We start from the raw sequence: 26,808 nt of genomic DNA, 5'->3' as shown, positions 1-26,808 counted from the left end.
CGCGTCATGCGATAAAAAAGCCCCGCCAGTCGGCGGGGCTTTTTTCTGTTCGCGCGAGCTCTTGCTTACTTGGCGTTGCCGAACTTGTAGGTCGCCTCGACAAAGAATTCGCGACCGTTGACGTCGTAGTTCAACTGGTTGAACGGCTGCGATTCCGTGCCGGGATAGCTGCGGTCGAGCGGCGGCATCTTGTTCAAGACGTTGACGATATCGAGTGTGAGCGCCAGGTTCTTGATCGGGCTGTAGCTCGCGGTAAGGTTGTAGCGGATCCACGGGGCCAGCTTGCCCGCACCCGGGGAGTAGTAGTTATTGTCGAGGGTGGCCAGGTAGTTCGGCGAGGCGCCATCGCGAATGCCGTAGAGCGTCACGCCCCATGTTTGCGTCGGGGAGAGCCAGCCGACGGAACCATCGACCCTGCTCTTGAACTCGGTGCTGTAATACGGTTCACGCAGCAGGTTGATGAAAGGATCGCCCGGCAGCAGCTGCTGCCTGTGCGTCATGATATCGCTCCAGGACGTCTTTACGTCGATGCTGCCGTAGGGACCAATGACGTGGCTGTAGTTGGCCTCGGTGATAACGGCATTGAGATATTCACGCGCTACGTTGACCTTCGGCGTAAGGATCTCGGTGATCGGAGGCAGCAGTCCTGGTGCCAGCGGTGTACCGGAACGAATCACCTTGGCCAATGCGTCCTGGCAGGTCGGCGAGTTGATGTCGAAGATGCCCAAACGGCAATTGGATTCGGTCTGCGCCAGGAAGTCGGAGCTTTGCACTTCGACTTCGTTGCGGATGTTGTAGTGGTAGTAATCCGACTTCAGGCTGAAGCCTTCGAACGGTGACAGCACAAAGCCCAGGTTGAACGTCTTGGCAACGATCGGCTGCAGTTTCGGGTTACCCGACTGTTGGCCAAAGAATTGTTCGCCGCTCAGCTGTCCCGGGCAGTTGGCGACATTGCCGCCGGTGTAACCGAGTTTTGCGCAGTTGTAGTAGTCGACCACGCTGCTGTAGTACCCGCTCGGGCCTTGGAACTCATCCGGCAACGTCGGCGCTTTGAAAGCCGTGCCGTACGTACCGCGCAGCAGGAGAAGGTCGCCGAACGGACGGAATTCGACACCGAGGTTGTAGGTCGCGTGGCTCACGGTGCCGCCGGCGACGTTGTAATCGTCGTAACGGCCGGACATGTCCACGGTCAGCATCTTGAACAGCGGTGCGTTGAATTCCACTGTGCCGGCATAACGCGAGCGATGGCCCGCGCCCGACACATCGGTGAACTCATACGTTTCGCCGTCGAGCGTGCGCGGATCGGGGGAGTAGTTCCAGCCCTGGTTGCCACCTTCGATCACCGTCGCCAGGCCGGCGTCGCCACCGGGCAGAGAGAACAGCGATGAATTGGTGACCTGACCACGGAGCATGTTGTCCCAGGTCTTGGCATACGTTTCGCTGTATCCGGTAAATGCGCGGAACGCCGAATTCGGAACAGGCGTGTAGAAAGCCTGATAGTTCGGCGTGTAGGTCGGGTAACCGAATCCGAGCGGATCGGGCCCCAGATTCGGGCCGAGTATGTTGCCGAAATAATTGTTGATCGCGGTGGTCCAGCGCTGGAAGGTGCGCTCCTGCAGATGATCTTCGGAGTGATTGAAGGTCAGGTCGTAATCCCAGTTCGATTGACCGAAGCCACCCTTCGCACCCAGGCTCAGATACACCGAGTTTTCTACATTGTTATCCAGAATGTTCTGGTAACCGCCGGCTTCTTCCGGGCTGAACGCATGCTGCGCCAGGACGAAGTCGCCCAGGTTGGCGTCGTAGTAGATCGGGCTTTGCCAGAACAGGAAGTTGGAACCTGCCGAGAATTTCTGTTGGTCATAGGTGTACAGCAACGTTTGGTAGAGCTGCACGTTGCTGTTTAGATCGTACGTGGCGTGCGTGTAAAGGTTCACCGTATTTTGTTTATTGGTTTCGGTGACATAACCGGCACTGTCTTGCGAACCGCAGTACTGGCCGTGATTCGCACGGTTCTGAAGTTGCTCCGTGCCGCCGAATTGACCGGTGACGGCTGAGCATCCAATACCCGGATTCAACTGATTGGGGCTGTAGTACGCGTTGACCAGTTGCGTTTCGCTCAGCACAAGATAGTCGCGCGACGCGGTGGCGGGCGTGGTGCCCTGCGTAAAATACTGGCGGGTCAAGCTGCGATCGAAACCCCAGATCGGCTCGATGCTCTCCACCTGGATGCCGCCAACGAAGTTGAGATTGCCCCAGGTAAAACCATCGGCCGCATACACGCGCCGATCGGCGCCGCCGCCACCCGTGTGCCAGCCGAAGCGCGCATCGACGACAGGCGCGTCGAGCGTCTTCTTCAGCACGATGTTGATGACACCCGCGATGGCATCCGAACCGTAAATGGACGACTGGCCACCCGGCAGGATGTCGATGTGATCGATCATCTCGATCGGAATGCTGGCCAGGTTGTTGAACGCTTCGCTGCCGTTGTACAGCGCGGGGAAGTCGCCCATCGGCAGGCCATCGATCAGGTACTTGGTGTAGCTGGGATCGAGGCCGAAGAAACTGAGCGTTTTCGCCGACTGGGTGAAGCCAGCCGAATTATTTGAACCTTGCACGCTGCCAGTCGCAAAGGTACCCGCCTGCAGTGCATCGGCAACGCTGGTAAAGCCGCGATCCTTCAGCTGTTGCGCCGTGATCGTTATGAGCGGCTTGCTGGTTTCAACATCGACCTGTGGAATCAGCGACCCTGTAACTATGACCTCTTGCAGCTTCTTGGCCTTCTTGCTTGCATCGTCCGCAGTTGTGCTGGGAGCGGACTGGCTATTGGATTGAGCATCCTGCGGCGCATTGGCCGGATCACTCGGTGAGGTATTGCCCGCATAAGCGTTCGCGCAACCGAACGCCAAAGCAGCCACGACGGCCGCGGCAAGTTTCGACTTCAACATTGAATTCCCCTAGCGGTAATCAAGTTTTACGGAAGACACCTTTTTCCCAGCGGAAAGAGCGCCCCGTCTCCCAGAAAAACGCGTGCCCCATAGATCCAGGCGCGCCCCAAACGCCTACTTCCAACCCGACCCCAATCAAGCTGCTTAAAGATGGCTCCCTCTCAGCCAAGCCTGCAGTTGATGGTGTTGTTTTGCGGGTACCCTCCCAGATATTCCCGCAACCGAAATGATGTTTACAAAACAGAAAAATCTTCTGCAAATGACTTCTGGCACAGAAGTACTAAGAATATTTCCTAGCAAATAGGCACACTTATGACTTTTGAAAACCCGAGCAAATTCGAGGTGGGGTTTTATTTGCACAGCCCGTCTAAATAAAGTTTGCCTGCATCACAAATGAAAAGAGGGTAGGGCGCTTTTTTCGGCGAATTGGTCGTGTTTATGGCCGACCTGACGCACTAGGATAAAACTGGAATCTGAGCGCTTTTTGGGACTTCCGGGGGCATTTTCCCGCCATCCGTACTGCTTGTTCGACTTGCCTTTTACCCTGGGTTAGGAGGCGTCATGAACGCTCTATGTCGCGGATTCGTCTGTTGCATTGCGATTGGATTATGTCCGTGCACGGTGGGTGCCTTCGACGGCAATCAAACCCATCTTGTAACCGACAAGCAGGTGCTACACGCGCTGGAGTCGATGAGCGAAAGCTCGACCGAGGGGCATCCTGATCTGCATGGCCAATTTGGTGGCCTTATCCGTTACGAAAAGGGCGATTACGCCGGGGCGATGAAGTACTTCCTGGTGGGCGCCCGCTATGCGGACAAGGTGTCGCAGATGTGCATTGGCATGATGTATTTCTACGGTCAGGGCGTTGCCAAAGATCCCGCTACGGCCTATGCATGGATGGCGCTCTCCGCGGAACGCAACTATCCGAAGTTTGTCGCCACGCGCGATGACGTATGGGCGCAGATCAATCCCGAGCAGCGGGAAAAGGCGAATGAGATTCTCAAGCAACTCACCACCGAATATGGAGATGCTGTTGCGAAGCCGCGCATGATCGCCCAATTGCAACAAGCAAAGCTTCACATGACCGGTTCGCTCGCTGGCTTTGACAACAACGTAGCGGCAGTCAGCCTTGCACAGTTCTCTCTCAATTTAGGCGTCAGCGGCTCCACTCCCCGTAATCGGGACATATCGGGTATCGGTGCGGCTGGGCTTGATGCCGGAGACCCGCTTCCTCGATGCGACCTCGGCACGGTCGAAGGCGGCGCCATCACCGGTTGCGGAGATTTTTGGGCCGGCAATCGCTGGAACTCATCCAAGTACTTCAAGGCGACCGACAGTTTTTGGAACGCTACCGTTACGGTGGGCCCCTTGCAGAACGCGAGCAAGAGTTCGACGTCCAAGACTCCCGCAACACCGCAACCGCCATGGGTGAGCCAGCCACAGGATGGTGCTCACCTGTAGCAATGGGGTTCATGCCACAATTTTTTGCTCGTCATCCCGGCGCAGGCCGGGATCCAGTGAGGTACGCGTGCGCAGCACACTGAATAGCTTTTTAGTTGTTGAGTGCTTCGCACTGTTATTCAAACCGGATGACCAGCTTCGCTGTTGTGAAGCGCCTCCGGCCTGCGCCGGGATGATGAGCAAACGCGTTGCTCAATGCGCTTGCGCAAGATCCACGCCGGTCGTGGTGTGTTTAACAGTCTCCAGCACATCGCCCATCTGAAAGCTCAGATCGGCGAAGAGCTGTCCGATCAAGCTGCGGCGGATGAAAAGCATGGTGTCGTGATCGCCGTTCGTAGTAGCGGTGCCGGCGAGTTGCGCCATCAAAAGCAGCTTGTCGCGAATCATACATAGATCGTCGTAGTGATCTTGGGACAGCTCGTAGCTTCCCGCTTCGAACAGGTTGTGGGTGGGGTTGTTCATGGGCCTCGTCCATTACCGTAGGTCGCGCCACGTATTGCGCGTGGCGCGAAGGGCTACAGGAAAAATCCTGCACGTAGTGGTGGAACTTTCCGGTACCGTTTTCTACGTGTGCCCATTGTGGCCCGACGCCGTCCAGTATGAGCGGCGGTGAAGCAGGGGAAAAATCGGCTTGGCGGGGTCACGCGTGAGCGTGCGTGCCGTATGATCGAGCATAACCATGATCAACATCTCAGGTTGGTTGTGGCCAGCGGATCGTTTGGGTTCCAGCCCAGGCGATCCGCGCTACTTCACTCATGTCGGGCGTGCCGGACTCATCAAAGCCGGATGGGCACGCCCGACTGCCGGACCATCGCACAATGCGGCATGGCGATCTGTCAGGGGATGCGGATTCGTGCCGGCGATAAAGCTGATGTGTCCGTGCGCTGGACATGCCGCAAAAAGGATGATCACTGCGCCGCGTAATACTTGGCGGCTTCGTCGATCTCATTCGGAGTCATCTGGCGCGCTACGTTGCGCATCTGCTCGCTGATGTCATTGCGGCGCTTTCCCGTCGCAAACGCATTCAGCTGGGACGTCAGATAAGTCAGCGGCTGGCCGTTGAGCCAGGGCGCGCCCACCTTGTCGGTAAGCCCGCCGTGGCACGAGGCGCACGGGGCGATGTTGCGCATCGGTGCGCCGGTGGCAACGACATCGGGCGCTTCCGCGTTTCCGTGCGAGGTCTTTACCGATAGACGCGGCAGAAAGGCGTAATACGCCGCGAGGTCGCGCATGTCCTGATCGCTCAGGCCGACGACCATCGGCGCCATGATGGCGCTTACACGGGCACCGTTCTGGAAATCGCGTAGCTCTTTATAGACGGAAGGCGCGTATTGGCCCGCCAGGTTCGGGGTATTGGCGGCACTGACGCCGCGCGCGCCGTGGCACATGGTGCAGCGTAGCGCGAGCGTTGCGCCGCGGCCGGTCGATGCATCGCTGGGTTTGCTCAGCATGGTCGGCGTCAATGCCACATTCGACACCGGGCTGCTGGGCGGAACAGGCGGCGAGGCATTCGCGAGCCACGAGCGCGGCACGCCGGCGGCGCTGCAGATGGCGTTCAAAAGTCCTTTGAAAAGTTCGTCATCCTGCGCCGAAGGCAACCAGACGAAGCCGACAAAGGCGGAAAACACGAGCACGGCAAACGTTCCGCCGACACTCGCGACGAACCATGGATTGCGCCATGAGACGAGTCGTTGTCCGTTCATCGTTTTGCCCCGATATAGATCGCAGGCACCTGCGCGTGCTGTTGGGTAATGATCTGGGCGATCGGGTAGCCGTAGTTGGTGACGGTCAGGGCGATCATGAGCCCGACCCACAATCCAAATCCATTGAGGGCCACTGGAACAGACTCCGGCTCGTGGACCGCCTGGCTGAAGCTGAACGGTGCAGGCGTGACGCGCGGTGCCCGATGGTTGCGCACGAGTATCGTGATGAAAAGCATGGCCGAGATAACCAGTATCGCGCCGCCGATCACGGACAGGATCACGGTCGACGCCTGCGATGCAATGCCCGGATTGCTGTAGTCGTAATAAGCCATGCGGCGCGGCATGCCGAGAATCCCCGCGTAGTGCCAGGGGAAGGTCAACACGATCATGCCAATGAACCATAGCCACAACTGCGTGCGCATCAGGCGCAGATCGTTCATCGCACGGCCGGTCAGATGCGGCCAGAGGTCGTAGGCGATCGCGAAGTACATGATCACGATCGCTCCGGCGAAAATCAGATGAAAGTGACCCGTAATCCACTGCGTGTTGTGGATGGTCGCGTCGAGCTGGTAGCTCATGTTGATGAGGCCGCCGGCACCGCCGAAACCGAGCATCACGAAGGAGAAGGCCAGCGCCAGCATCTGCGGATTGTCCCAGGGCAGCGCCTTGAGCCAGCCAAACGCACCCTTGCCGCCGCGCAACCTCGCGGCGATCTCCACCGAGGCGCAGATGGTGAATACGGTAAGCAGCGTGGGTGCCGAGACCATCGCGGTGAATACCGAGTGGACGAACTTGAAGCCGGAACCGACTTCCGGATCGGCAAACAGATGGTGAATGCCGATGGGCATCGCAAACACCAGAAACATGGCGAAGGCAATGCGCGCCATGGTGTCGCTGTACAGCCTTCCGCCGATCGCACGCGGCACGATGGTGTAAAACGCGATATAGGCCGGCATCAGCCAGAAGTAGACGATGGCGTGCAGTGTCCACGAGAAAAGCACGCGCGATAGACCGGCGTTGATCGTCGTGGTCCAGCCAAGCGCCGCCGGCAGTATCTGGAACAGCAGCTCCAGTGCGGCACCCACCGCGGTCCAGGCCCACAGGTACGAACCCGCCACATTCGCAAACATCGCAAGCGGCACAGCGCGCCCGGGATTCGCGCGCTTCCACGCATTCATGTTGATGCCCATCAGCGCGACCCAGATCCACGAGCCCACGACGACGAGCACCACGCCGATGTAGTAGAACGCGTTGCCGATCATCGGGGGATAGAACGTGTAGAGCACGGAAGACAGGCCCATCGCGACAGGTATCACGGCGGTGATCGATCCGACCACGATCAGCCAGAAACCGGCCCACGCCCACTTCACGCCGATCAGCGATTGCTTGAGAGCGAGTTCGGTAATGGCGTAACCAAAGCCCATGGCGATCAGCGTCGGGAACACATAACCCATCACCGTGCCGTGCGCCGTGACCGAACGGTAGTACAGGTCCGGATTGCGCAGCCACGCGTGCAGCGGGCTGCGAATGTACATCTGCCATTCGCCCAGCAGAATCGCGAGCCCGAACACGGCGAAGGCGAGCCAGAAGTGGGCAAGGATGAGTCGCTTATGGGTTAACACAGCTCAGTCTCCTCGTCTTCGCCGCCATCTTGAAGAACGTGTCCTGGTCGACGACTTTCACGTTGGCCCACATGGCCTCATGACCGAGCCCGCAGAATTCGTGACAGGGCATCAGATGATTGCCTGGCTTGTCGAAGCGCGTCTTGAACGTCGAGATGTAACCCGGCTCCAGCATGGAGTTGATGTTCGTGTCGGTGATCAGCATGCCGTGAACGACATCGGCACTGGTTGCGCGAAAGATGATCGGCGTCTTGGCCGGCACGACGATGCATTGCGGTGTGAACGAGTATTGCTGGGCGACGAGTCGCACGGTGACCGAGCCGTCCTGTTCCACCGTGCTGCCGAGGTTGCTTTCGACGAATTCGCCGGACACATGCAAGGTCGTGGGATCGATGGTCTCCACGCGCGAAGGGGGCATCATCGCCCAGTGCAGGCCCGTGAAGATCACCATCGCAACCAGCACGGCGACGATACCGACAACGACCAAGGCCCATCGTTGTTCGATGCGCGCGGCAACCTTGGCGCTTTCGTGAGGGTCGTAGGCGGACGAGGATGACATGGTTTGCCCTTTACTGGATCAGGCCGCGTGGCAAAAACACTAGGAAAAAGAAGGCGAACCAGAGCGTCACGACAATGACGGTGGCGATGCTTACCAATACCAGCGCGCCGCGTGGACCCTCGCGCACGATCTGGTCGATGCGCTCGTCCTCGGTCAGCTCCGTTTGTTGCCCGGATTTGGATTCAGTCATGACACGGTTCTCAGTTAAGCGGCGCAGTGCGAAGTGCGCTGATGTCTTTCGCCGTAATGGCGGTGCCGTGGTTGTTCCATGCGGTGCGGATAAACGTCACCACGGCGGCGACTTCTTCATCGGAAAGCGATTGCGCGAAGGGCGGCATGCCGTAGGGCCGCGGATTACGCCCGGTTCCGGGCGGATAGCCGCCGTTGAGAACCATGCGGATAGGATTCACCGACGATGTCATTTGAATGGATTGGTTGCCCGCGAGCGGCGGGAAGTCCCACCCTTTGCCTTCGCCATGGGGGCCATGACACATGGCGCACTCCGCGGCGTAGATTTTGCTGCCGAGCGGATAAAGGCGATTTTTTTCCTCGGTCTGCGTGACGGTCGGTGCGCTGGTATCGCCGCTTGGCGGAAGGCTTTTCAGATACACGGCCATCGCCTGGACGTCCGCGTCGGACAGATACTGCAGGCTGTTGTAGACGACCTCGGCCATGGGGCCGTACACGGCGCCCCGCGCCGATACGCCCGCCTGCAGCAGGTCGGTGATGTCCTTGATGCTCCAGTCACCCAATCCCGCTTCGCGATTGGAGGTGAGCGACGGTGCGTACCAATCCTGCATGGGGATCAAGCCACCCTGGAATTTGGCCGACTCCGAGCTGCCGCCCAGTGCATTGATGGCGGTGTGGCACATGGAACAATGACCCAGGCCTTCGACCAGATACGCACCGCGATTCCACTCGGCGGATTTCGACGGATCGGGTTGATATTCGCCTTCCTTGAAATACAGCGTGCGCCAGCCCACCAACAGCTGACGGTTGTTGTAGGGGAAGCGCAGGTCCTGATCGTGATTTGGTTGATGTACCGGCGCGACGGATTGCAGATACGCAAAGATCGCGTCGGAATCGGCGCGCGTGACTTTGGTGTAGGCCGCATACGGCATGGCCGGATAAAGAATCGCGCCGGAACGCGTGTGGCCGTCGTGCATCACGGCGTAGAAGTCGTTGGCAGTCCAATCGCCCAGGCCGGTTTGCCGGTCGGACGATATGTTCGACGAATACAGCGTGCCGAATGGCGTGGCCATCGCTCTGGCGCCGCCAAACGGTTTGCCGCCGGGATCGCTATGGCAAGCGATGCAATCGCCCGCACGAGCCAGGTACTGACCTTCTGCGATCGTCGATGCCTCCTGGCCGTGCGCGCCTTGCGCGACGGCGAACAGGCCGAACGCGAGACAAAGTATCGACCGTGACGCAGCAATGCGTTGCCGACGGTGTTCTGTAGACGGCTTGCTCATTTCGTCTCGGCCCCTTCGCAGGTAAGTGCCAGCTTCAGCGATCCGGCAGGGGCCGGAGCGGGATCCAGGGGGGCAGGGAGCGACGACAGATACGCGGAAACGGCAGTGATATCGGCCTCTGACAGCTTAGTTGTCAAAGACCGCATGCAATTGGTCTTGCCTCCGACTCGCGTTCCGTACCGCGTTGCCCCAAGTTGCGCGCTGATGTACTTGCTATGCAAGCCGAGCAAACCTGGAATATCCGGTGATACGCCGGTCAATGACGCGCCATGGCATGCACTGCATGCCGGAATGTGCCGTGCATTGTCGCCCTTGAATACCAATTGTTTACCCAGAGCCAGCACTTGCGGCGAGACATCGGGTTTGGGCAGCGCGGGGAAGGGCGTTCGCTGAGCTGCGAAGTAGCCGGCGATTTCCTGCAGATACGTGTCCGGCAAATAAGCGAGCAAGTAATTCATCGGCGGATACTTGCGCTGACCATCCCGAAAAGCGATCAGCTGGTTGTACAGGTATCCTGCCGGCTTGCCGGCCAGGCGAGGGAAGTAATCGTCGCGGGTGCCCTGGCCCTGCACGCCATGACAGGCCGTACAGGCCTGGATGCGGGAGTCGATCGTGTCGGGCAGCGGGTAGGTGCTGCTGCTTTGCGCATGGGCCTGGAACGCCATCACGCACAAGGCGACTGCCATCAGTATTCGATGGAGACCACGGCCGTTGCAGTACTCGATATCGGTACAACAGTCGACTGTCTTCATAGGCGTCGCCTTTGGCGCGCGTATTGTCCAATCGGTGATCGGAGGCCCTGTCGCGCTGACTATAACAGACTAGTCAGTAGTGGAAGCCGAGGATTGGACGATTCGGCATCCGGTTGAATGCTCTTGCGGGTTCGACGTATCGAATACGAATTTTTCGGGCCGTTGATTTGCAGACTGGCACGAAGATTGCGGCGGCTTCAAAGCCGTCGAGAAAAATGGGTGGATTGGAGTAGCCCGGCCTGACCCTGCTTTTTGGATCCAATCCTTGTCACTTCTTTTGTTGTGCTGCGAGGCCTTGAGCGCGCTCGCCGACTTGTCTTTACATATCCTATCCAGGGGGATAGGATTTAGCGATGAGCAAGACAGCTACCCACTCCACGCATCCGGGTATTGTTCAGCGACTAAAGCGCGCTGAAGGGCATCTGCGCAGCACGATCGCGATGATTGAAACTGGTCGGAACTGTGTCGAGCTTGCCCAGCAGCTTCATGCCATTGAGAAGGCCATAGGCAGTGCGAAAAAGGCGCTCATCCACGACCACGTGGACCACTGTCTCGAAGCGCAAGCCGGAACCGATGCCAAATCGGCCAAGGCTGCGCTCGTGGAATTCAAGGAAATCAGCAAATATCTCTAGGCGAAGTCATGGGCTTTTTTTCGTTTGAGCAACTGAATTCAGGGTCGGCGACGCTGCTCGTTGTTGCGGTGCTTGTGGTGGGTGTGCTGCATACCATCGTTCCCGACCACTGGGTGCCCATCACGCTGATTGCCCGACAAAGGGGTTGGAGCCGGGCCCAGACTGCGCGAGCCGCGCTTCAGGCCGGAACGGGACATATCGTCACAACACTCGTCCTGGCCGCGCTCGTCTGGCTTGCCGGCGTCGCCGTGGCGGCGAAATTCGGTCATTGGGTCGACACGATTTCCAGCGTGGCACTCATTGCATTCGGACTGTGGATTGCGATTTCATCGTGGCTGGATCTGCGTTCGGGCGAGGGCCATGGGCATAGTCATGGCCCGCATGGGCACACGCATGATTTTTCCCATCTGACGGGTGCGAAAGGCCTTGCCAATGGGATTCATGGTCCCGAGTTGCAACGGATGTACGGCGAGCATGGCATTCTCGAACTTTCCATTTACGAGCTTGGTCAACCGCCACGCTTTCGCTTCACGTCGACAGAGCCCGACCTGGTGGAAACCGTCACGGTCGAAACGCGTCGCGATGACGGCCGCCGCCAGACATTCGCGTTCGCCCGGCATAGCGAGTATTGGGAATCCCTTGACGACATTCCCGAGCCGCATGGATTCGAGGTCGACCTGACGGTGGCGCATGACGATCACGCCCATGCTTACCAGGCGGCGTTCGCGGAGCATGAACATCATCATGATGACCCTGAGCATCACGGTCACGACCACCATCATGACCACGACCACGGAGCAACGCAGAAAACCTCGTCGCGCACGGCACTTCTGCTGATTCTTGGTTCGTCGCCGATGGTCGAGGGAATCCCGGCGTTCTTTGCTGCCGGCAAGTATGGGTTGGGTCTGATCATCATCATGGCGCTCGTGTTTGCAGCGAGCACCATCCTTACCTACGTGGTGCTTTGCGTCTATTCGACCGCATCGCTTCAGCGCGTCACATTCGGCAAGGTCGAGCGCTACGGCGAGGTGTTGAGCGGGGCGTTCATTTCTCTCGTCGGCCTGGCGTTCTGGTTGTTTCCCGTTTTGTAGTGCTGTTCTGTTCTGGCGTATCCGGTGAGTAGCGGCGGATACGACGACTGTCGTGGTGCGCCGATATTAGATTTCCACAGCCTTGGGAAATTCCAGGACCAGATGATCGACAAACGCGCGGACGGCTGGCAAAAGACCGTGGCGGTCGGGAATCAGTGCGGTGATCGTGGAATCGCCCGCCTGCCATTCCGGAAGTAAACGCGTCATCTCGCCGGAGCGCAGTTCCTCGCAGCAGGTGTACCCGGGCAGCGCAACGATGCCGAGGCCGGCAAGCGCGGCTTGTTTAAGTGAAATGATGTCATCGCTAAGGAGACGCGGCGTGAGTGGAAGGGTCAGCGTTTCCCGTGCGCCGCGAACAGGGCGGCTTAGATGCCATGCGGGTGCGACGCCGCTGCGCATCATGAACAGGGAAGGGTGCTGGGATAGGTCCTGAGGCGTCGTCGGGACGTCGACATGGCTCAGGTAATCCGTGCCCGCGAAAAGGTACCAAGGCGCGGGGGCGAGAGTGCGCTGCACGAGACTGGAGTTCGGCAAGGGTTCGGAATGAGCGCGGATGGCCACGTCGAAATTCTCGCCGACGATGTCGACGTAACGATCGGTAGCGTGCTCGACAAGACTCACCTTCGGGTACTTGGCGATGAAATCGCTGACCATTTTTCGCATCGCGAATTGCGCCGTGATCACCCCGGCGGTGAAACGCACGGTGCCGGTTGGCTCGGATAAGCGCTGCCGGATGGCATTTTCGGCGTGCTCCGCGCGCTGGAGCGTATCGACGGCGTGTCGGTAGAACTCCTGGCCGGCATTCGTCATGCAGAACTGTCGCGACGTTCGATTCAAAAGGCGGACACCCAGATCACTTTCGAGCCGCTGAAGCCGGCCGCTCAGTGTCGACTTGGGTATGCCCAGCGTGCGGCTGGCCGACGTGAATCCCCCGCGGTCGACGACTTGGACGAAATAGTAAAAATCATTCAGATCGAGCATGGCGCCTCCATCGTCCGGTTATTCGGATGATATGTCCGAGCCAGACCAACTTCTCAGACGATCTTGCGCGATTTAGCTTGGGTGTGTCGAAAAGCGCTGCAACGGCCGAGGCCGGGCCGTCGCGCCCCCCATCACGGCCGCCGCGATCCCATTCCCATCAGAGCAAAAGCAGGAACGACCATGCCCAATCCATTCATGCCCTATACCCCGCTTACGCAGGACAACGCCGCCCTGATCCTGGTCGACCACCAAGTGGGCCTGATGACCGGCGTGCGCGACTATTCGACGGGCGAACTGAAGCACAACGTCGTCGCGCTGGCCAAGGCCGCCCGTATCCTGAATCTCCCCATCGTCGTCACCACCACTGCGCGCGACAGCATGTGGGGCCCTACTTTCCCGGAACTGGTCGAAGCACTGCCGGGTGTTCAAATCATCGATCGTTCTTCCGTGAATGCATGGGACGATCCTCGCGTTGCCGCAGCCATCGAAGCGACCGGGCGCAAAAAATTGATCTTCGCCGGTATTTCACTGGAGGTTTGCGCGGCATTTCCGGCGATGACGGCCATAAGCAAGGGCTACGAATCGTATGTGGCGGTCGATGCATCCGGAACGTTCAGTGAAACCAAGCGCCAGGCAGGCCTTCTTCGCATGCAGCAGGCGGGTGTGATCCTTTCCGATTACGGCACGCTGATGGTCGAGATACTCAAAGACAATGCGCGCCCGGAAGCAGGACCCGTATACGGCGCCATGGACATGCCGTGGGCTGTGCTCGTGGGTCAAGTCGCCAAGGCATATGGCAAGTAATCAGCAGCGTTTGGCTGCGGTGTGGTGGCCGAAGACTACGAACCTGCACGCCCTGCTGTCTCGTCGAACACTACACGCCATGTTTTGGCTGCCTTCGTGCCTGAGTAATGCTAGAAATGCCAAGCAAGCTGGAGCGGCTGCTGCGTAAGTGGGCGCTGCAGCGTGGAGAGTGCCGCATTTCGCATCACAGGCAGCCAGTCTGCCCGATAGGGGAACATGGAACGAAAACCTGGGCTCGACCTGTTACGGGCGGCTGCCATCCTGTGGGTGATGCCATTTCACAGCTATATAGCCGGATACATGGGAGGAGGCGTATGGCGCTGGAGCGGCTGGATGGGCGTGGACTTGTTCTTTGCGCTGTCAGGCTTCCTGATCGGCTCGCAAGTTTTCAATGCGCTCATCTCCCGGGGCGGCGTGGATTTTGTCGACTTCTATCTCCGCCGGGGCTTTCGAACGTTGCCTGCCTACTTCGTGGTTTTGGGTATCTATGCCGCATGGCCGTCGATGCGCGAAGAACCCGGCATGATGCCGTTGTGGCAATTCCTTACCTACACACTCAATCTGTTCATTGACCCGAACCGCGGCGCGTTTTCGCATGCGTGGTCGTTGTGTGTGGAAGAACAGTTCTATCTTTTGTTTCCGCTGCTTGCACTCTTGCTGGCATGCACAGGTCGACTGGCGCGCGGCGCCGTCGTTATCGCGGCGTTGGTCCTGTGCGGGATGGCATGTCGCGCTTGGCTCTGGACGCACTTCGTTCAACCGGTTCAAGCGGACGGCAGCGAAGCCGGCGATGCGTACCTGCGCTTGCTGTACTACCCCACGTATGCCCGTCTTGACGATCTGCTCGGTGGTGTCGCGTTAGCCGCCGCACGCAGCTATCGCACGCGCGGCTGGGCCTGGATCGAGCGCAACGCGAATGCGGTTTCGCTGATTGGCGTATTGCTTACCGGCTTATGCATGTGGGGTTTCAGCGGACAGCAGCGGTATGACCTGGCCGCGAACGTGTTCGGCTATCCGGTGCTCGCCTTGGCCATGACGGCACTCGTGGCGGGAGCGGCGAGCGAGCGCGGTGTGTTGGCCGGCATGAAAGTTCCAGGCGCAGGATGGTTTGCGGCCGCATCTTATAGTCTCTACCTGAGTCACAAGATGGTCTACGGACAACTGCATGGACGTTTCGCCCCATGGGTGGATGGACATGGCGTTTGGACGGTGCTGATCTATATGACAGCGGTTCTCGCTGCCGGCGCGGCACTTCACTATTCAGTGGAACGTCCATGCTTGCGGCTGCGTGAGCCGGTACGCCGAATGTGGGCTCAGCGAGAGCGCCGCTATATCACCACGCCGATATCCTGATCGAGTGGTTTCTAAGAATCGTTGATCGAGGCGTCTGTTTTCGACCTATGCGGCCATCATCATCGCCGCGCGCGAACGGGCAGGAACGTTCAAAAGTGACCAGTTCGATTCCAACCTGCGGGCTGGGAGTGGCTGCGCATTTGTGAGAGGCTATCGCGGCTTACTGCACACGAGTTATTCCGATGAACGACAATGCCCTGCAAGCTGACTTGCTTCGCCTCTTCGAGCGCCATGACGTGGAGCTGGAACGGGATGAAGAGTGGTTGGTAACCGATGGCGATTTCCCCGCTGTGCGCGCGAGTTGGCGCGAGGGCTCGGAAGGTGCGCCGGGTCGGCTGGATGTGGACGTGGTGATCAGCGAAGAACGCCACATCGAGGAAAGCTTTGCCGGCAATGGAAGTGGCGACGCCGGTGCGCGCGACGCGCTGAAAGCGTTCGAGCACAATGTCCTGTACGTGCTGTTGGCCGCATGCTGGTACGTCACCGACGATCGACGCATCCAACTGCAGAGCTGGGATCTTGGCGTGCGGAACTGGGATGTATTCGTCGGCCCGCTGACGTTCAGCTGTGATGGCCTGGCCGCGCCGGAAGGCTTGTTGCCGGCCTTGCACGATGCCCTGCGCAACGAATCATTGAGCGGCGAACTGCACTGGGTTCGCCTGTTCCATCGCCGTGCCGACGACGGCTCGGTGCTCGCCGAAGCGTTGCTGGATAACCAGCCCTGGCCGGGCGGCGATCGCCTGCTGGGCCAGTTGATCTGGCCGTCAACGGAGAAAGGATACAGCGCGCGTTGTTTTATCGCGCTGGATATTCGCGATTACTGAGCCCCACATCGGCATGGGGCCTCTCTTGTTGTTCGAAGAAGAGGGGCGAATTTCGCCTGTCTGTGCCTATATCCGCCGAATTCGCAACCCAGAGCGAAGCCTGGCCGATGGCTGGAACCATGACGCATTAGTCAATACTAGGCGTGTTGTATCGTCTTTGGTACGTTCGTATGCAATCTTGTGCGTCATCGAGGAGAGAAAAAAGGGATCATGGTGCGTTTCTTCTGTCGAAAAAGCACTCCGCCCTTATCTGACCAAGCCCGGGAGCGTTGTGATTCAAGCAAACTGCAACGTAAGCGACGGGCTATTCGCGTGCCATGAGTGAGCGCAGGTCGGATTCCAGTCGGGCGGTCGCCGTTCTCATCGCCCTGATCGTCCTGCTTACGCTGGCTGCTCTGTATGCGCCAGGCTTCACGCATCGCACGGTAAAGCCCAAAGTTGCCTCTTCGACGCGGCCGGTCACGCCCACCGTCCGGCTGTGGTTGAGCACGGCGGATCGCCGATTGAAGCTGGTGCAGCAGCCCGACATTGAGATGAGCGTCCGCGGTACGTTGCCCGCCGATGTGATCATCGACGTCCAGAAGAAATATCAGACCATGGTCGGTTTCGGCGCGGCGATGACGGATTCGTCGGCGTGGTTGCTCCAGAACAAGATGAATCTGTTGCAGCGCCATGCCTTGATGCACGAGCTGTACGGTCAACCTCCCAACCTCGGCCTGAACATGATGCGCCTGACCATTGGCGCTTCGGATTTTTCGTTGAAGCCGTATACCCTGGACGATGTTCCCTTTGGCCAGGTCGACCCGCAACTGGTGCATTTCAATGTCACGCCCAATTTGCTTGACGTGATACCGACGGTGCGCGATGCCCTTTCCTTCGATGCGGATCTGCGCATCGTCGCGTCGCCGTGGAGCGCGCCGGCCTGGATGAAGACCAGCCAGAACCTGATTGGCGGAGAGTTGCTGCCGCAGTACGAAAGCGCGTATGCGGACTATCTCGTGAAGTATCTCGACACGTACCGCGGCTATGGCATCCCCATCTTCGCTTTGACCCTGCAAAACGAGCCCGGCTTCATACCTGTCACTTATCCTGGCATGGAAATGCCTGCGGACACGCGGGCGCGCATCGTCGCGCAATATCTCGGCCCGAAGTTGGCGAGCCGCAGGCAAAAAACACAGATACTGGAGTGGGATCACAACTGGAGCCAGCCCGAGCAGCCATTGAGCGTGCTGGCAGATCCCAATGCCGCGCCCTATATCAATGGCGTTGCCTGGCATTGCTACGAAGGCAGCCAGTATGCGCAGGGCCGCGTACATCGTGCCTATCCCCAAAAGGATGTTTACATCACCGAGTGTTCCGGAGGCGATTGGGCGTCGAGCGCAAACGGCGAACTGCTCTGGTTTACGCGTGACCTGCTAGTCACCGGGATCAGGCAGTGGGCGCGCGGCGTCGTGTACTGGAACCTGGCGCTCGACGAGCAACACGGCCCGCATTTCGGCGGGTGCGACGCCTGCAAGGGCCTGGTCACGATCGACTCGCACACGGGCGCGGTGAGTCGCAACGACGAATACTACGCACTGGCGCACTTCAGCAAATTCGTCTTGCCCGGCGACGTTCGGGTGGGATCCACCGCCACCGACAAGGAGGGCATCGACAATGTGGCATTCCAGAATGCTTCTGACGGATCGATCGTCCTGGTGGTGGTGAACAGCAACACGGTTGCGCGCAGCGTATCAGTCGCGGAGGGCCAGGCTCGTTTCGAGTACACGATGCCGCCGGAAAGCGTGGCGACCTTCGTGTGGAACCCGGCCCAGGCAGGCGCATGGATACGACGCGTCATTGGGTGGTTGAAGAGCCGGTAAGGCGCCAGGGCCGCAGTCTGTTCCGCCGCTTCAACGTGGGCGGAACGTTGAAGACAGGCGCTGCATCGTCCATACGGATTGGAAAAAGCACTCTTATCCTTTTTGATGGAGCCATCGAAAAACTGCAAGGCGATGTCGATTTTCGAAAATCCGGTTCGTCGTTCCCATGCAGGGCCGACGAGACCGGCTCGAACAAGGAGGCAGGCGATGCGTATGATCGTATTGGTGAAAGCGACGGAGCACAGCGAAAGAGAGAGTGCCACGCCCGAGTGGACGGCCGAGATGATGAAGGCGATGGGCAAGTTCAACGACGAGCTGCGCCACGCGGGCGTCCTGCTCATGGCCGAGGGCCTCAAGCCTACTTCGCAGGCCAAGCGTATCGCGTTCGATGGTCCCCGCCGCACGGTGATCGACGGGCCATTCGCCGAGACCAAGGAGTTGATCGCCGGCTTCTGGATCTGGGAGGTCAAGGATATGGACGAGGCGGTCGCCTGGCTGAAGCGCTGCCCCAATCCCATGCCAGGGCCGAGCGACATCGAGATTCGGCCGTTTTACTAGGGCCTGTTCGCGGACTGCGGATTCAGATGATCATTGCAGCGGATGGGCGCACATTACGGTTTGACCTTGTCACTTCGGAATCTTTATGGACATTCGAACACTCCGTGCAAGTGATCTTGAGCTCGTTTGCAGGCACCGCGAAGAAATGTTTCGGGACGCGGGTAGAAGCGATGATGTGTTGATGCCCATGACCGAGCATTTCCGCGAATGGGTCGGACCACGAATCCGGGATGGATCCTATTTTGGCTATGTCATGTTGGACGATGGTGTTCCCGTTGCCGGAATCGGCCTGATGCTCATCGACTGGCCACCGCACCCCGAGCATCCGGCGCAGGACAAACGCGGATATGTCCTGAATGTCTTTGTCGAACCCGACTACAGAAATCGCGGATTGGCCCGCGAACTGATGAACCTGGCGGAAGCGGAGTTCGCGAGGCGCGGGGTTTGCTATGCCGTTCTGCATGCAACGGAGAAAGGCAGGCCGCTATATCAGGGGTTAGGCTGGAACGGCACCACCGAAATGGCGAAAACGCTCGATGTTTCGTCATACGGAGAGATTGGCACAGATGCAATGTCCGCTTTCGACTGCGACTTAAGCCGGTGAACGCAACACGTTATAGACGCGCAGGCGGAAGGGGTGTTGCGTTCAGCGCCTGAAGTCGCAACCGATGGCAGAGCGCCTAACAACTAAAAAGCTATTCAGTGTGCTGCGCACGCGTATTTCACTGGATGACCAGCTTCGCTGTTGTGAAGCGCCTCCGGCCTGCGCCGGGATGACGAGCAAAAACGTGGAAACCTCGAAACCTCAGGGTTAGAAACCTCAGGGTCAGAGTGCTTTTTATGCAAGAAGCACTCTCACGCTTTTTCCCCGGCTGCCTCAGCGATCCACCAGTGCCATCATCTTTTCGTTGTAACGTGGCCCGGAAATCTTGCCCGGTGCCAACGCATCATCCAGCGCTTTCATCTGTGCTTCGTTAAGAGACAGGGTGGCCGCTGCGATGTTTTCTTCCAGATAGGTGCGACGCTTGGTGCCGGGAATCGGCACGATGTTTTGGCCTTTGCGCAGTAGCCAGGCCAGCGCGATCTGGCCGGGCTTGGCATGCAAGTTCGTGGCGATATCGCGCACGATCTGCGCGGCCTGCACGTTGGCGTCGTAGTTCTTGCCTTGGTAGCGAGGGTCATTGCGGCGGAAATCGTTTTCCGGATATTCCTCCGCGCGCTTTACTTCGCCGGTAAGAAAACCGCGCCCCAGCGGCGAGAAGGCCACCAGGCCGATACCAAGCTGGCGCAGCAGGGGAACGATGTCCTGTTCGAGGTTGCGCTCCCACAACGAATACTCGCTTTGCAACGCCGAGACGGGATGCACGGCATGCGCACGGCGAACGGTGTCGGCGCCTGCTTCGGAAAGTCCAAGGAAGCGCACTTTGCCCTGTTTCACCAGATCGCCGACGGTGCCGGCCACGTCTTCGATCGGCACGTTGCGATCGACGCGGTGTTGGTAGAGCAGGTCGATGTGGTCGGTGCGCAGGCGCCTGAGCGATGCATCCACCACGTCGCGGATGTGCTCGGGGCGGCTGTCCGTGCCGAGGGTCTTGCCGTCCTCGATCTTGAAACCGAACTTGGTGGCGAGCACGACCTGGTCTCGCTTGCCTGCGAGGGCGCGGCCGAGCAGTTCCTCGTTGACGAACGGTCCATAGACTTCCGCGGTATCGAGGAAGGTGCAGCCGAGTTCGATCGAGCGATGCAGCGTGGCGATGGATTCGGCTTCGTCCGCCGGGCCGTAGGATTGGCTCATGCCCATGCAGCCCAGGCCGATGGTCGAAACGGTGAGCCCCTGGTTGCCGAGCTTTCGTGTTGGTAGCGTCATGGCTGTTTTGTCCTCGTGATGCGTGAAGTGCGGCGTAGCGGCTGTGCGGAATGGATGCCGGCTGTCATGGCGATATGCCATGGCGCTGCACATGGCTGCCCATTGAACACCCATTGGGAAGATTTGGCGTCGATGACAAAATTCAACGTGCCGTTTTTTTCCAAAGCTTGCTAGTACTCGGGCTTTTCGCCTTTCAGCGGCTCGGATGTTGGCAGGCCCGGCGTTCCCGAGTATGTGATGAGCAGAACGGTCGGTTGATCGCCGCTGACGCCGCGATGCACATCGTTCACCGATTCGGTAAACGCCTGGCCGGCCTGGAAGGTCTGCTTCTTGCCGGTGGCTCGGTCTTCGATCGTCAGCTGGCCGGACAACACGTAACCCGCGTTGGGCATGGGGTGGACGTGCCAGGGCAAGGCCGTGTGCGCGGGGATCGTCATTTTCAGCAAGGTCAGCTGCGGCCTGCCTTGGGGGTAAGCGGTATAGGGCTTGCCGTTCCAGGAGCTATCGCTTTTGACGAGTATGTCGGCGTGCGCGGAGGAAACCGTTTGTGCATGCACGGGCGTCAAAAGCGGAATGAGAAAAACGATGAGCGCAGCAAAGCTGCGCTTGTGTGTCATGGACATAGGCGTGATTCCTTGAAGCAAAGCGGCGGTGGCTTCCGCCCCGCGCGTGGCGGGGCAGGGAGCATGCGCATCAGGCTTACGGAACATCAGGTCCACTGCCCGCGCCCGTGGCAAGAATCGCTTGTGCAATCCAGCTCATGTCGTGCTGCGTCAACTGAAGGCTCGCCGCCGCCAACCAGCCATCCACTTGTGCGGGACTGCGCGCGCCGACGATCGCACCCGTGACGCCGGGCCATGCGAGCGTCCACGCTACCGCTACGGCCGCGACCGTCACGCCATAGTGTTCGGCGATGGGCTCCAGTGCTTCCGCCAGCTTGAGGTTGGCAAGCAGTTTCTCGCCGTTGAATTCCGCGTTGCGCGAACGCCAGTCGTCCTTGGGCAATGCCTTGGCGCGTTCGACGCTGAAACGGCCGCTCAGCAAGCCGGATTGCATCGGGCTATAGACGATCACGCCGGTCTGATGTTCGTGGCACCACGGCAGTTCCGCGGCGGCGACAGTGCGGCGGATCGGCGAGAACGGCGGCTGCAAGGTATCGACATGGCCGAAGCCTTCGGCGAATTCAAGCTGCTCGGTGTTGTGATTGGAAAGGCCGACCGCGCGTACCTTGCCTTCATGTTTCAGGTCCAGCAGCGTCTGCCAATACGCTTCCAGCGGCGTGCCATCTTCGGCCGGCCAGTGCATCTGATAGAGATCGATGCGTTCCACCTTCAACCGTCGAAGCGATGCTTCCACTTCGCGCCGGATGCTTGCGGGTGCCCCGATCTGGCGCGGCGTCAGCTGGCGATCGGCTTCATCCCACACCAATCCGCACTTGGTGAACACGTAAGGGCGCTCGTTCTGTGGAATGTCCGCCAGCGCGCGGCGCACGACTTCCTCGGAACGGCCAAGGCCGTAGATCGCGGCCGTGTCGATCCAGTTGATGCCGCGATCGATCGCGTGGCGGATCGCGGCAATCGATTCGTTGTCGTCCTGCTCGCCCCAGCTGAAAGCCCAGTCCGGGCCGCCGATGGCCCAGGCACCGAAGCCAACGCGGGTGATGTGCATGTCGGTAAGACCAAGCCGGCGCGTGGGTAGCGGGGTGCTTGGCGCAATGAGTGCGGAAGGATTAGCAGCCATGGTGTTTGTCTCGGGGGGAGAGGGGTAACACGAAAGTAGTTCCCATCCGCTAATCATTCAAATGGAATATTTTGATACAATTGATCTGTTTCATGAATAAGATGCGAGGCACGACGTGGAACTTCGCCAACTGCAACATTTCGTGGTGCTCGCCGAAGAGCAGCATTTCACGCGCGCGGCGCGCCGGGTCAACATCGTGCAATCGGCGTTGTCCACCTCGATCCGCCAGCTTGAAGCCGAGCTGGATGCGCAGCTGGTCGTGCGCAACACGCGCCAGGTGCGCCTGACCACGGTCGGCAAAATCTTTCTCAACAAGGCCAAGGCAGCGCTGGAAGCGATCAACGATGCGCGCGAAACAGTCGCGGCCATCCAGGGTTTGAAACACGGCACGCTGAGCATCGGCACGGTGCAGAGCCTTCCCGCTTTTCTCGACCTGCCGTCGTTGATCGAACAGTTTCACGTGCGGCATCCGGATGTCGAAGTGCGCTTGTGCCAGGGCAGTGCATCGGCATTGCTGGAGAAGGTGCGCAGCGGAAAACTGGATCTGGCGGTTCTTCCCTTGTCCGAACCGCCTGCGGACGTGCACACGACCATGATCGCGTGCGACGCGCTGGTGCTGGCTTGCGCGCCGAACCATCCCCTGACAGGCCGCACCGATGTGCCATGGAGCGCGCTGCGCGGTCAGCCCTTCGTCGATTTCGAACAGGACTGGGGAACGCGCAAACTCATCGACCGCGGATTTTTGGAAGCCGGCATCGACCGGCACATCGCGTTCGAAGTCAGCGACCTGGACACGCTGGTCGAACTGGTGCGTCGCGGATTAGGTGTGGCGCTGCTGCCGGAAGCTGCTGCAAGAACGCGCCTGCCGGCGATCGGCATGGCGGAACTGGCCGGACCCGAGCTGTGCTGGGAACTCGTCGTGGCCTATGTGGGCGATCACAGCGAGGAGCCGATGCCGGTGGACCATGCTCCTCGCGTCTTTTTCGAGTTGCTGCGCAACACGAATATGATGCCGACGTAAGGTTTTAGGTGTGGCTAATAGGGAGCCATCGCGCCGGGAAGCACTTCGTCCAGCAAGGCCGGCAGATCGCTGAACTGCTTGGCGATACGCGTGGCCTGGCTTCCCATGTCCCGGTGTCCATAACCCCAAGCCGCAAAAATGCTGGGAACGCCGAGCATGCGCGCCGCCCATACGTCGGCCTGATAATCGCCGATCATCACTGCCTGATCCGCCGAGGCGCCAGCACGGGACAAGGCCTCCGATAGATGACGCGGATCGGGCTTGCGCGCGACGACCGTATCCCCGCCGCACACGACCGCGAAATAGGACCGCACGCCAAGCTCGCGGAGGATGTGGTCGGCGATGGCTTCGCTCTTGTTGCTGCATACGATCAAGCGCCAGCCGGTATCGACAAGCGCCTGTAGCGTATTGGGTACGCCGGGGTAGAGTCGCGTGTGTGTGACGGGATGGCGGCCGTAGTGGTCGGCGAACATCGCGATATCGTCTTCGCTTGCCATAGCGCCGCGCCGTTGGAACGCGCGCAGTGCGAACTGGTGCAGGCCGTCTCCCATCAGCGACGCCGCTTCGGCGTGGGTTACTGGCGCCAGATGGTAGATGTCCATCACCTGATTGATGGCAGGCACGATGTCCGGCACGGCATCGATGAGTGTGCCGTCCAGATCGAAAATGGCGATGCGTTCGGAGTCGGGCATGGATTCAATCATGTCGATGGGGATCGTTGGGGGAATGAGAGGCTGACGACGTACAAGCACGACACAAAACTTGCTCAAGCGTCGCGTTGATTCCAGTTCCGACTACAAACAGCCGGAAAAGAATGTTCTGCATACAGGCCGGCGATATGTCCTGTTTCTGGTTTTTTGGCGATGAGCAGGGTATCTGTCGGCGGATCACTGTACCTCAATGGCGCTGCTTGAGTTCCAAGAACTCTTAGTAGTCAGTACTTGAGATTTAGTTCCTGAACGCGGCCCCTGCTGGCTTCGAATAACTGCTGGAATTCTTCTTCGGTCAGTTCATCGGGAGCATAGACGGCAACGGGATCCCACACCCGATCGCCGGTCGGCTGTGGAGTGCGTGGCCCACCGCGCAGAGAGAAAACGATGCCATCCCGCTCAAGAAGCTCAGGAGCTTCCTCGAGCTTTTCAATCTTTGAAGAACCTGGATTGATCAAGAGGACGATCGAGATCATAAGAGCTAACTCCTTTTCAGCAGGGTCTTGGTGGCGCACGGAAGAGTGAATATCTTGCGCTCCGGGTGGTTGCTTTCTCCTTAAGACATCAAGCGCCTGAAAACGGAGGGGCATGGGTGCGCGCCCCTCCGCCATTTTTTGCATGGAAGGTTTCGTTACGAGATCGTCTCGGCGAGGAACCACGCCCGGCCTTCCGCTTCGTCGATCCAGTTCTCGATGAGGCTGGCCGATGCGACGTCGCCGTGTATGTCGCACAAGGCATGGGCCTCTCTCAGGCTGACGGCGAGTTGCTGATTGTCGTCCAGCAGCTCGGCCAGCATGTCGATCGGTGTCACGCCGTCCTCGTCGTTGTTGGCGGTGCGCTGCAGCCTGGAAGCGTGCACCATCGATCGCAACGTGGTTCCGCCGAGCTTGCGGACGCGCTCCGCCATGGGGTCTATCGCCGCGAAAATCTGCGCGCTTTGTTCGTCGAGCAACAGGTGGTAGTCGCGGAAGTGCGGCCCGGTCATGTGCCAGTGAAAGTTCTTCGTCTTGAAAAACAAGGCGAACATGTCGGCCAGGGTGGCATTGAGGCTGGTTGAAATGTCGGAAACGGCAATGGTGCTCAGGCCGGCCGGCGTCGTCGCCAGCGACATCGGCTGGCTGGGCGTCTTGGTCATGTACATATCCATCGTGTATCTCCAGAGGTTTAGCGGCGCGCTTCGGCGGCGAGCCGGGCGACGGCGGCTGCGACACCGGCCCCGTAGGCGGGATCGGCCTTCGTGCAGTTGTCGATGTGGCGTTGCTTCACTTCGTCTCGTGCATCGCCCATCGCGCGCGCGGTGTTGTCGAAAAGGGCCTGGCGCTGAGCCGGGTTCATCTTGCGGAACAGGTCGCCGGGTTGCTGGTAGTAGTCGTCATCGACGCGGTGGTCCCAATGTGCTGCGGCACCGGAGATTTCCAGCGGCGGTTCGTTGAGCTGGGGCTGATCGGTCCACACGCCCTTGCTGTTGGGAAAGTACGACGGCGTGCCGCCGAGGTTGCCGTCGGTGCGCATCGCGCCATCGCGGTGATAGCTGTGGAACGGACACTTGGGCGCGTTGACGGGGATGTGGTTGAAGTTCACCCCGAGCCTGTAGCGCTGCGCATCGGCATACGAGAACAGGCGCGCTTGCAGCATCTTGTCCGGCGAGTAGCTGATGCCGGGCACGATGTTCGCCGGCGAAAAGGCCGACTGTTCGGTCTCGGCGAAGAAGTTGTCCGGATTGCGGTTCAGCTCGAAATAACCGACTTCGATCAACGGGAAGTCGCCTTGCGGCCAGATCTTCGTGAGATCGAAGGGGTTGAACGGAAAGGCCTTGGCCTGCGCGTCGGTCATGACCTGGACGAACAGCGTCCAGCGCGGAAAGTCGCCACGCTCGATGCTGTCGTAAAGGTCGCGCTGATGCGTTTCGCGATCCTTGCCTACCAGCGTTTCCGCTTCCGCATCCGTCATATTCTGGACGCCTTGTTGCGTGCGGAAGTGGAACTTCACCCAGGTGCGTTCATTGGCCGCGTTGATGAAGCTGTAAGTGTGGCTGCCGTAGCCGTGCATGTGGCGGAACGTGCGCGGAAGCCCGCGTTCGCTCATGACGATGGTGACCTGGTGCAGTGCCTCCGGCAGCAGACTCCAGAAGTCCCAGTTGCTGTCGGCACTGCGCATGCCCGTGCGAGGATCGCGCTTGATCGCGTGGTTCAGGTCGGGGAAGCGCAGCGGGTCGCGGAAGAAGAACACCGGCGTGTTGTTGCCGACCACGTCCCAGTTGCCTTCCTCGGTGTAGAACTTCAGTGCGAACCCGCGAATGTCGCGTTCGGCATCGGCCGCGCCGCGCTCGCCGGCCACCGTCGAGAAACGGGCGAACATGGGGGTTTTCTTGCCGATTTCCGAGAAGATCCTGGCCTTGGTGTAGCGCGTGACGTCGTGCGTCACGGTAAACGTGCCGTGTGCGCCCGCACCCTTGGCGTGCATGCGCCGTTCCGGGATCACTTCGCGATCGAAATGCGCCAGCTTTTCGATCAGCCACACGTCTTGCAAAAGGGCAGGGCCGCGCGGGCCTGCGGTCTGAATGTTTACGTTGTCGCTGACGGGCGCGCCCGTTGCGTGGGTCAGGTGGGGGAATTTCGATGTGTCGTTCATGGCAGTGTTCTCAAAGAATGAGTGGGCGCCGTTTCACGACCGGCGCTGATTCGCCCGCTTGAGCGAGATCGTTCGTCAAAAAGAATGGCTATACGCAGCCAAAGTCGAACAATGATCCTGACTCGCTATTCGTTAGCAGTGAGTCGATCCTAGCGAGCGATGGCTTGTACGAGAAATTGAAAATTAGTTTCGAAAGCATTGATGAAAGCTATGGATC

At 59.5% G+C, this 26,808-nt stretch carries 26 protein-coding genes; 10 read left to right on the top strand and 16 right to left on the bottom strand.

The annotated features are described in order from the left end of the window. Nucleotides 1-65: 65 nt before the first annotated feature. Entirely contained in the window at nucleotides 66-2,948 is a 2,883-nt protein-coding gene (locus tag DWU99_RS03565; RefSeq protein ID WP_115476609.1) for a TonB-dependent receptor plug domain-containing protein, read from the bottom strand. Between the two features lie 561 nt (nucleotides 2,949-3,509). On the opposite strand from DWU99_RS03565, the gene DWU99_RS03560 reads away from it, so the two are divergent. Further along, complete coding sequence (locus DWU99_RS03560) at nucleotides 3,510-4,409, top strand: tetratricopeptide repeat protein (protein WP_147292884.1); 900 nt, start codon at nucleotides 3,510-3,512, stop codon at nucleotides 4,407-4,409. Nucleotides 4,410-4,601: 192 nt separating this feature from the next. Here the strand turns inward: DWU99_RS03560 and DWU99_RS03555 are convergent, their stop codons facing one another. The 7 genes from DWU99_RS03555 to DWU99_RS03525 form a co-directional block, all read right to left on the bottom strand. Further along, nucleotides 4,602-4,871, bottom strand: coding sequence for an XAC0095 family protein (locus DWU99_RS03555; protein WP_115476606.1), 270 nt, complete (start codon nucleotides 4,869-4,871; stop codon nucleotides 4,602-4,604). A gap of 446 nt (nucleotides 4,872-5,317) precedes the next feature. Further along, on the bottom strand, nucleotides 5,318-6,112 hold the full coding sequence (locus tag DWU99_RS03550; protein WP_115476604.1) for a c-type cytochrome: 795 nt from the start codon (nucleotides 6,110-6,112) through the stop codon (nucleotides 5,318-5,320). Continuing rightward, on the bottom strand, nucleotides 6,109-7,734 hold the full coding sequence (locus tag DWU99_RS03545; protein WP_115476603.1) for a b(o/a)3-type cytochrome-c oxidase subunit 1: 1,626 nt from the start codon (nucleotides 7,732-7,734) through the stop codon (nucleotides 6,109-6,111). Before DWU99_RS03545 ends, DWU99_RS03550 begins: the two co-directional genes overlap by 4 nt. Further along, the gene (locus DWU99_RS03540; protein ID WP_115476601.1) at nucleotides 7,721-8,293 is read right to left on the bottom strand and encodes a cupredoxin domain-containing protein; all 573 of its coding nucleotides are present in this window, start codon (nucleotides 8,291-8,293) and stop codon (nucleotides 7,721-7,723) included. The genes DWU99_RS03545 and DWU99_RS03540 overlap by 14 nt, the downstream gene beginning before the upstream one ends. A gap of 10 nt (nucleotides 8,294-8,303) precedes the next feature. Further along, nucleotides 8,304-8,483 (bottom strand): hypothetical protein, encoded by a 180-nt coding sequence (locus tag DWU99_RS03535; protein WP_115476600.1) that lies wholly within the window; start codon nucleotides 8,481-8,483, stop codon nucleotides 8,304-8,306. A 10-nt stretch (nucleotides 8,484-8,493) separates the two neighbouring features. Continuing rightward, nucleotides 8,494-9,765 carry a c-type cytochrome gene (locus tag DWU99_RS03530; protein ID WP_115476599.1) on the bottom strand — a complete coding sequence of 424 codons (1,272 nt, stop codon included), beginning with the start codon at nucleotides 9,763-9,765 and terminating at the stop codon, nucleotides 8,494-8,496. Then, entirely contained in the window at nucleotides 9,762-10,517 is a 756-nt protein-coding gene (locus DWU99_RS03525; protein WP_233510853.1) for a c-type cytochrome, read from the bottom strand. Before DWU99_RS03525 ends, DWU99_RS03530 begins: the two co-directional genes overlap by 4 nt. Before the next feature lie 353 nt (nucleotides 10,518-10,870). Here DWU99_RS03525 and DWU99_RS03520 point away from each other — a divergent pair, with 353 nt between their 5' ends. Further along, nucleotides 10,871-11,149 carry a metal-sensing transcriptional repressor gene (locus DWU99_RS03520; protein WP_115476597.1) on the top strand — a complete coding sequence of 93 codons (279 nt, stop codon included), beginning with the start codon at nucleotides 10,871-10,873 and terminating at the stop codon, nucleotides 11,147-11,149. Between the two features lie 8 nt (nucleotides 11,150-11,157). Beyond that, nucleotides 11,158-12,240 (top strand): hypothetical protein, encoded by a 1,083-nt coding sequence (locus tag DWU99_RS03515; RefSeq protein WP_115476596.1) that lies wholly within the window; start codon nucleotides 11,158-11,160, stop codon nucleotides 12,238-12,240. 66 nt (nucleotides 12,241-12,306) lie between these two features. Here DWU99_RS03515 and DWU99_RS03510 read toward each other — a convergent pair whose 3' ends face one another. Further along, entirely contained in the window at nucleotides 12,307-13,221 is a 915-nt protein-coding gene (locus DWU99_RS03510) for a LysR substrate-binding domain-containing protein (protein WP_115476594.1), read from the bottom strand. 180 nt (nucleotides 13,222-13,401) lie between these two features. Here DWU99_RS03510 and DWU99_RS03505 point away from each other — a divergent pair, with 180 nt between their 5' ends. From DWU99_RS03505 to DWU99_RS03480, 6 genes are all read left to right on the top strand, one after another. After that, nucleotides 13,402-14,025 (top strand): isochorismatase family protein, encoded by a 624-nt coding sequence (locus DWU99_RS03505; RefSeq protein ID WP_199535691.1) that lies wholly within the window; start codon nucleotides 13,402-13,404, stop codon nucleotides 14,023-14,025. 216 nt (nucleotides 14,026-14,241) lie between these two features. Further along, entirely contained in the window at nucleotides 14,242-15,378 is a 1,137-nt protein-coding gene (locus tag DWU99_RS03500; protein WP_115476593.1) for an acyltransferase family protein, read from the top strand. 182 nt (nucleotides 15,379-15,560) lie between these two features. Continuing rightward, entirely contained in the window at nucleotides 15,561-16,202 is a 642-nt protein-coding gene (locus DWU99_RS03495) for a DUF6348 family protein (protein ID WP_115476592.1), read from the top strand. Nucleotides 16,203-16,519: 317 nt separating this feature from the next. Continuing rightward, a complete protein-coding gene (locus DWU99_RS03490; RefSeq protein WP_115476591.1) occupies nucleotides 16,520-18,064 on the top strand; it encodes a glycoside hydrolase family 30 protein in 1,545 nt (514 codons plus the stop codon). Between the two features lie 213 nt (nucleotides 18,065-18,277). Continuing rightward, nucleotides 18,278-18,622 (top strand): YciI family protein, encoded by a 345-nt coding sequence (locus tag DWU99_RS03485; RefSeq protein WP_233510851.1) that lies wholly within the window; start codon nucleotides 18,278-18,280, stop codon nucleotides 18,620-18,622. Between the two features lie 85 nt (nucleotides 18,623-18,707). After that, entirely contained in the window at nucleotides 18,708-19,226 is a 519-nt protein-coding gene (locus tag DWU99_RS03480; RefSeq protein WP_115476588.1) for a GNAT family N-acetyltransferase, read from the top strand. A 273-nt stretch (nucleotides 19,227-19,499) separates the two neighbouring features. Here the strand turns inward: DWU99_RS03480 and DWU99_RS03475 are convergent, their stop codons facing one another. The 3 genes from DWU99_RS03475 to DWU99_RS03465 form a co-directional block, all read right to left on the bottom strand. Beyond that, nucleotides 19,500-20,489, bottom strand: coding sequence for an aldo/keto reductase (locus tag DWU99_RS03475; protein ID WP_115477170.1), 990 nt, complete (start codon nucleotides 20,487-20,489; stop codon nucleotides 19,500-19,502). A 170-nt stretch (nucleotides 20,490-20,659) separates the two neighbouring features. Then, nucleotides 20,660-21,112, bottom strand: coding sequence for a cupin domain-containing protein (locus DWU99_RS03470; protein WP_233510849.1), 453 nt, complete (start codon nucleotides 21,110-21,112; stop codon nucleotides 20,660-20,662). Nucleotides 21,113-21,188: 76 nt separating this feature from the next. Next, nucleotides 21,189-22,229: an aldo/keto reductase gene (locus DWU99_RS03465; protein ID WP_199535690.1), complete on the bottom strand. Its 1,041-nt coding sequence runs from the start codon at nucleotides 22,227-22,229 to the stop codon at nucleotides 21,189-21,191. Between the two features lie 115 nt (nucleotides 22,230-22,344). Between DWU99_RS03465 and DWU99_RS03460 the strand changes: the two genes are divergently transcribed. Then, nucleotides 22,345-23,250 (top strand): LysR substrate-binding domain-containing protein, encoded by a 906-nt coding sequence (locus tag DWU99_RS03460; protein ID WP_115476586.1) that lies wholly within the window; start codon nucleotides 22,345-22,347, stop codon nucleotides 23,248-23,250. A gap of 14 nt (nucleotides 23,251-23,264) precedes the next feature. Here the strand turns inward: DWU99_RS03460 and DWU99_RS03455 are convergent, their stop codons facing one another. The 4 genes from DWU99_RS03455 to DWU99_RS03440 form a co-directional block, all read right to left on the bottom strand. Then, complete coding sequence (locus DWU99_RS03455; protein ID WP_233510848.1) at nucleotides 23,265-23,942, bottom strand: HAD family hydrolase; 678 nt, start codon at nucleotides 23,940-23,942, stop codon at nucleotides 23,265-23,267. A 242-nt stretch (nucleotides 23,943-24,184) separates the two neighbouring features. Further along, nucleotides 24,185-24,580 (bottom strand): hypothetical protein, encoded by a 396-nt coding sequence (locus tag DWU99_RS21160; protein WP_233510847.1) that lies wholly within the window; start codon nucleotides 24,578-24,580, stop codon nucleotides 24,185-24,187. 11 nt (nucleotides 24,581-24,591) lie between these two features. Beyond that, complete coding sequence (locus DWU99_RS03445) at nucleotides 24,592-25,095, bottom strand: Dps family protein (protein WP_115477167.1); 504 nt, start codon at nucleotides 25,093-25,095, stop codon at nucleotides 24,592-24,594. Between the two features lie 29 nt (nucleotides 25,096-25,124). Continuing rightward, entirely contained in the window at nucleotides 25,125-26,591 is a 1,467-nt protein-coding gene (locus DWU99_RS03440) for a catalase (RefSeq protein WP_115476584.1), read from the bottom strand. Nucleotides 26,592-26,808: the final 217 nt, after the last annotated feature.

It is taken from the genome of Dyella psychrodurans (genome assembly GCF_003363265.1).
Classification (GTDB): domain Bacteria; phylum Pseudomonadota; class Gammaproteobacteria; order Xanthomonadales; family Rhodanobacteraceae; genus Dyella_B; species Dyella_B psychrodurans.
Note: the sequence above shows the minus strand (reverse complement) of the source record. Positions and strands in the feature narration are given on the sequence as shown.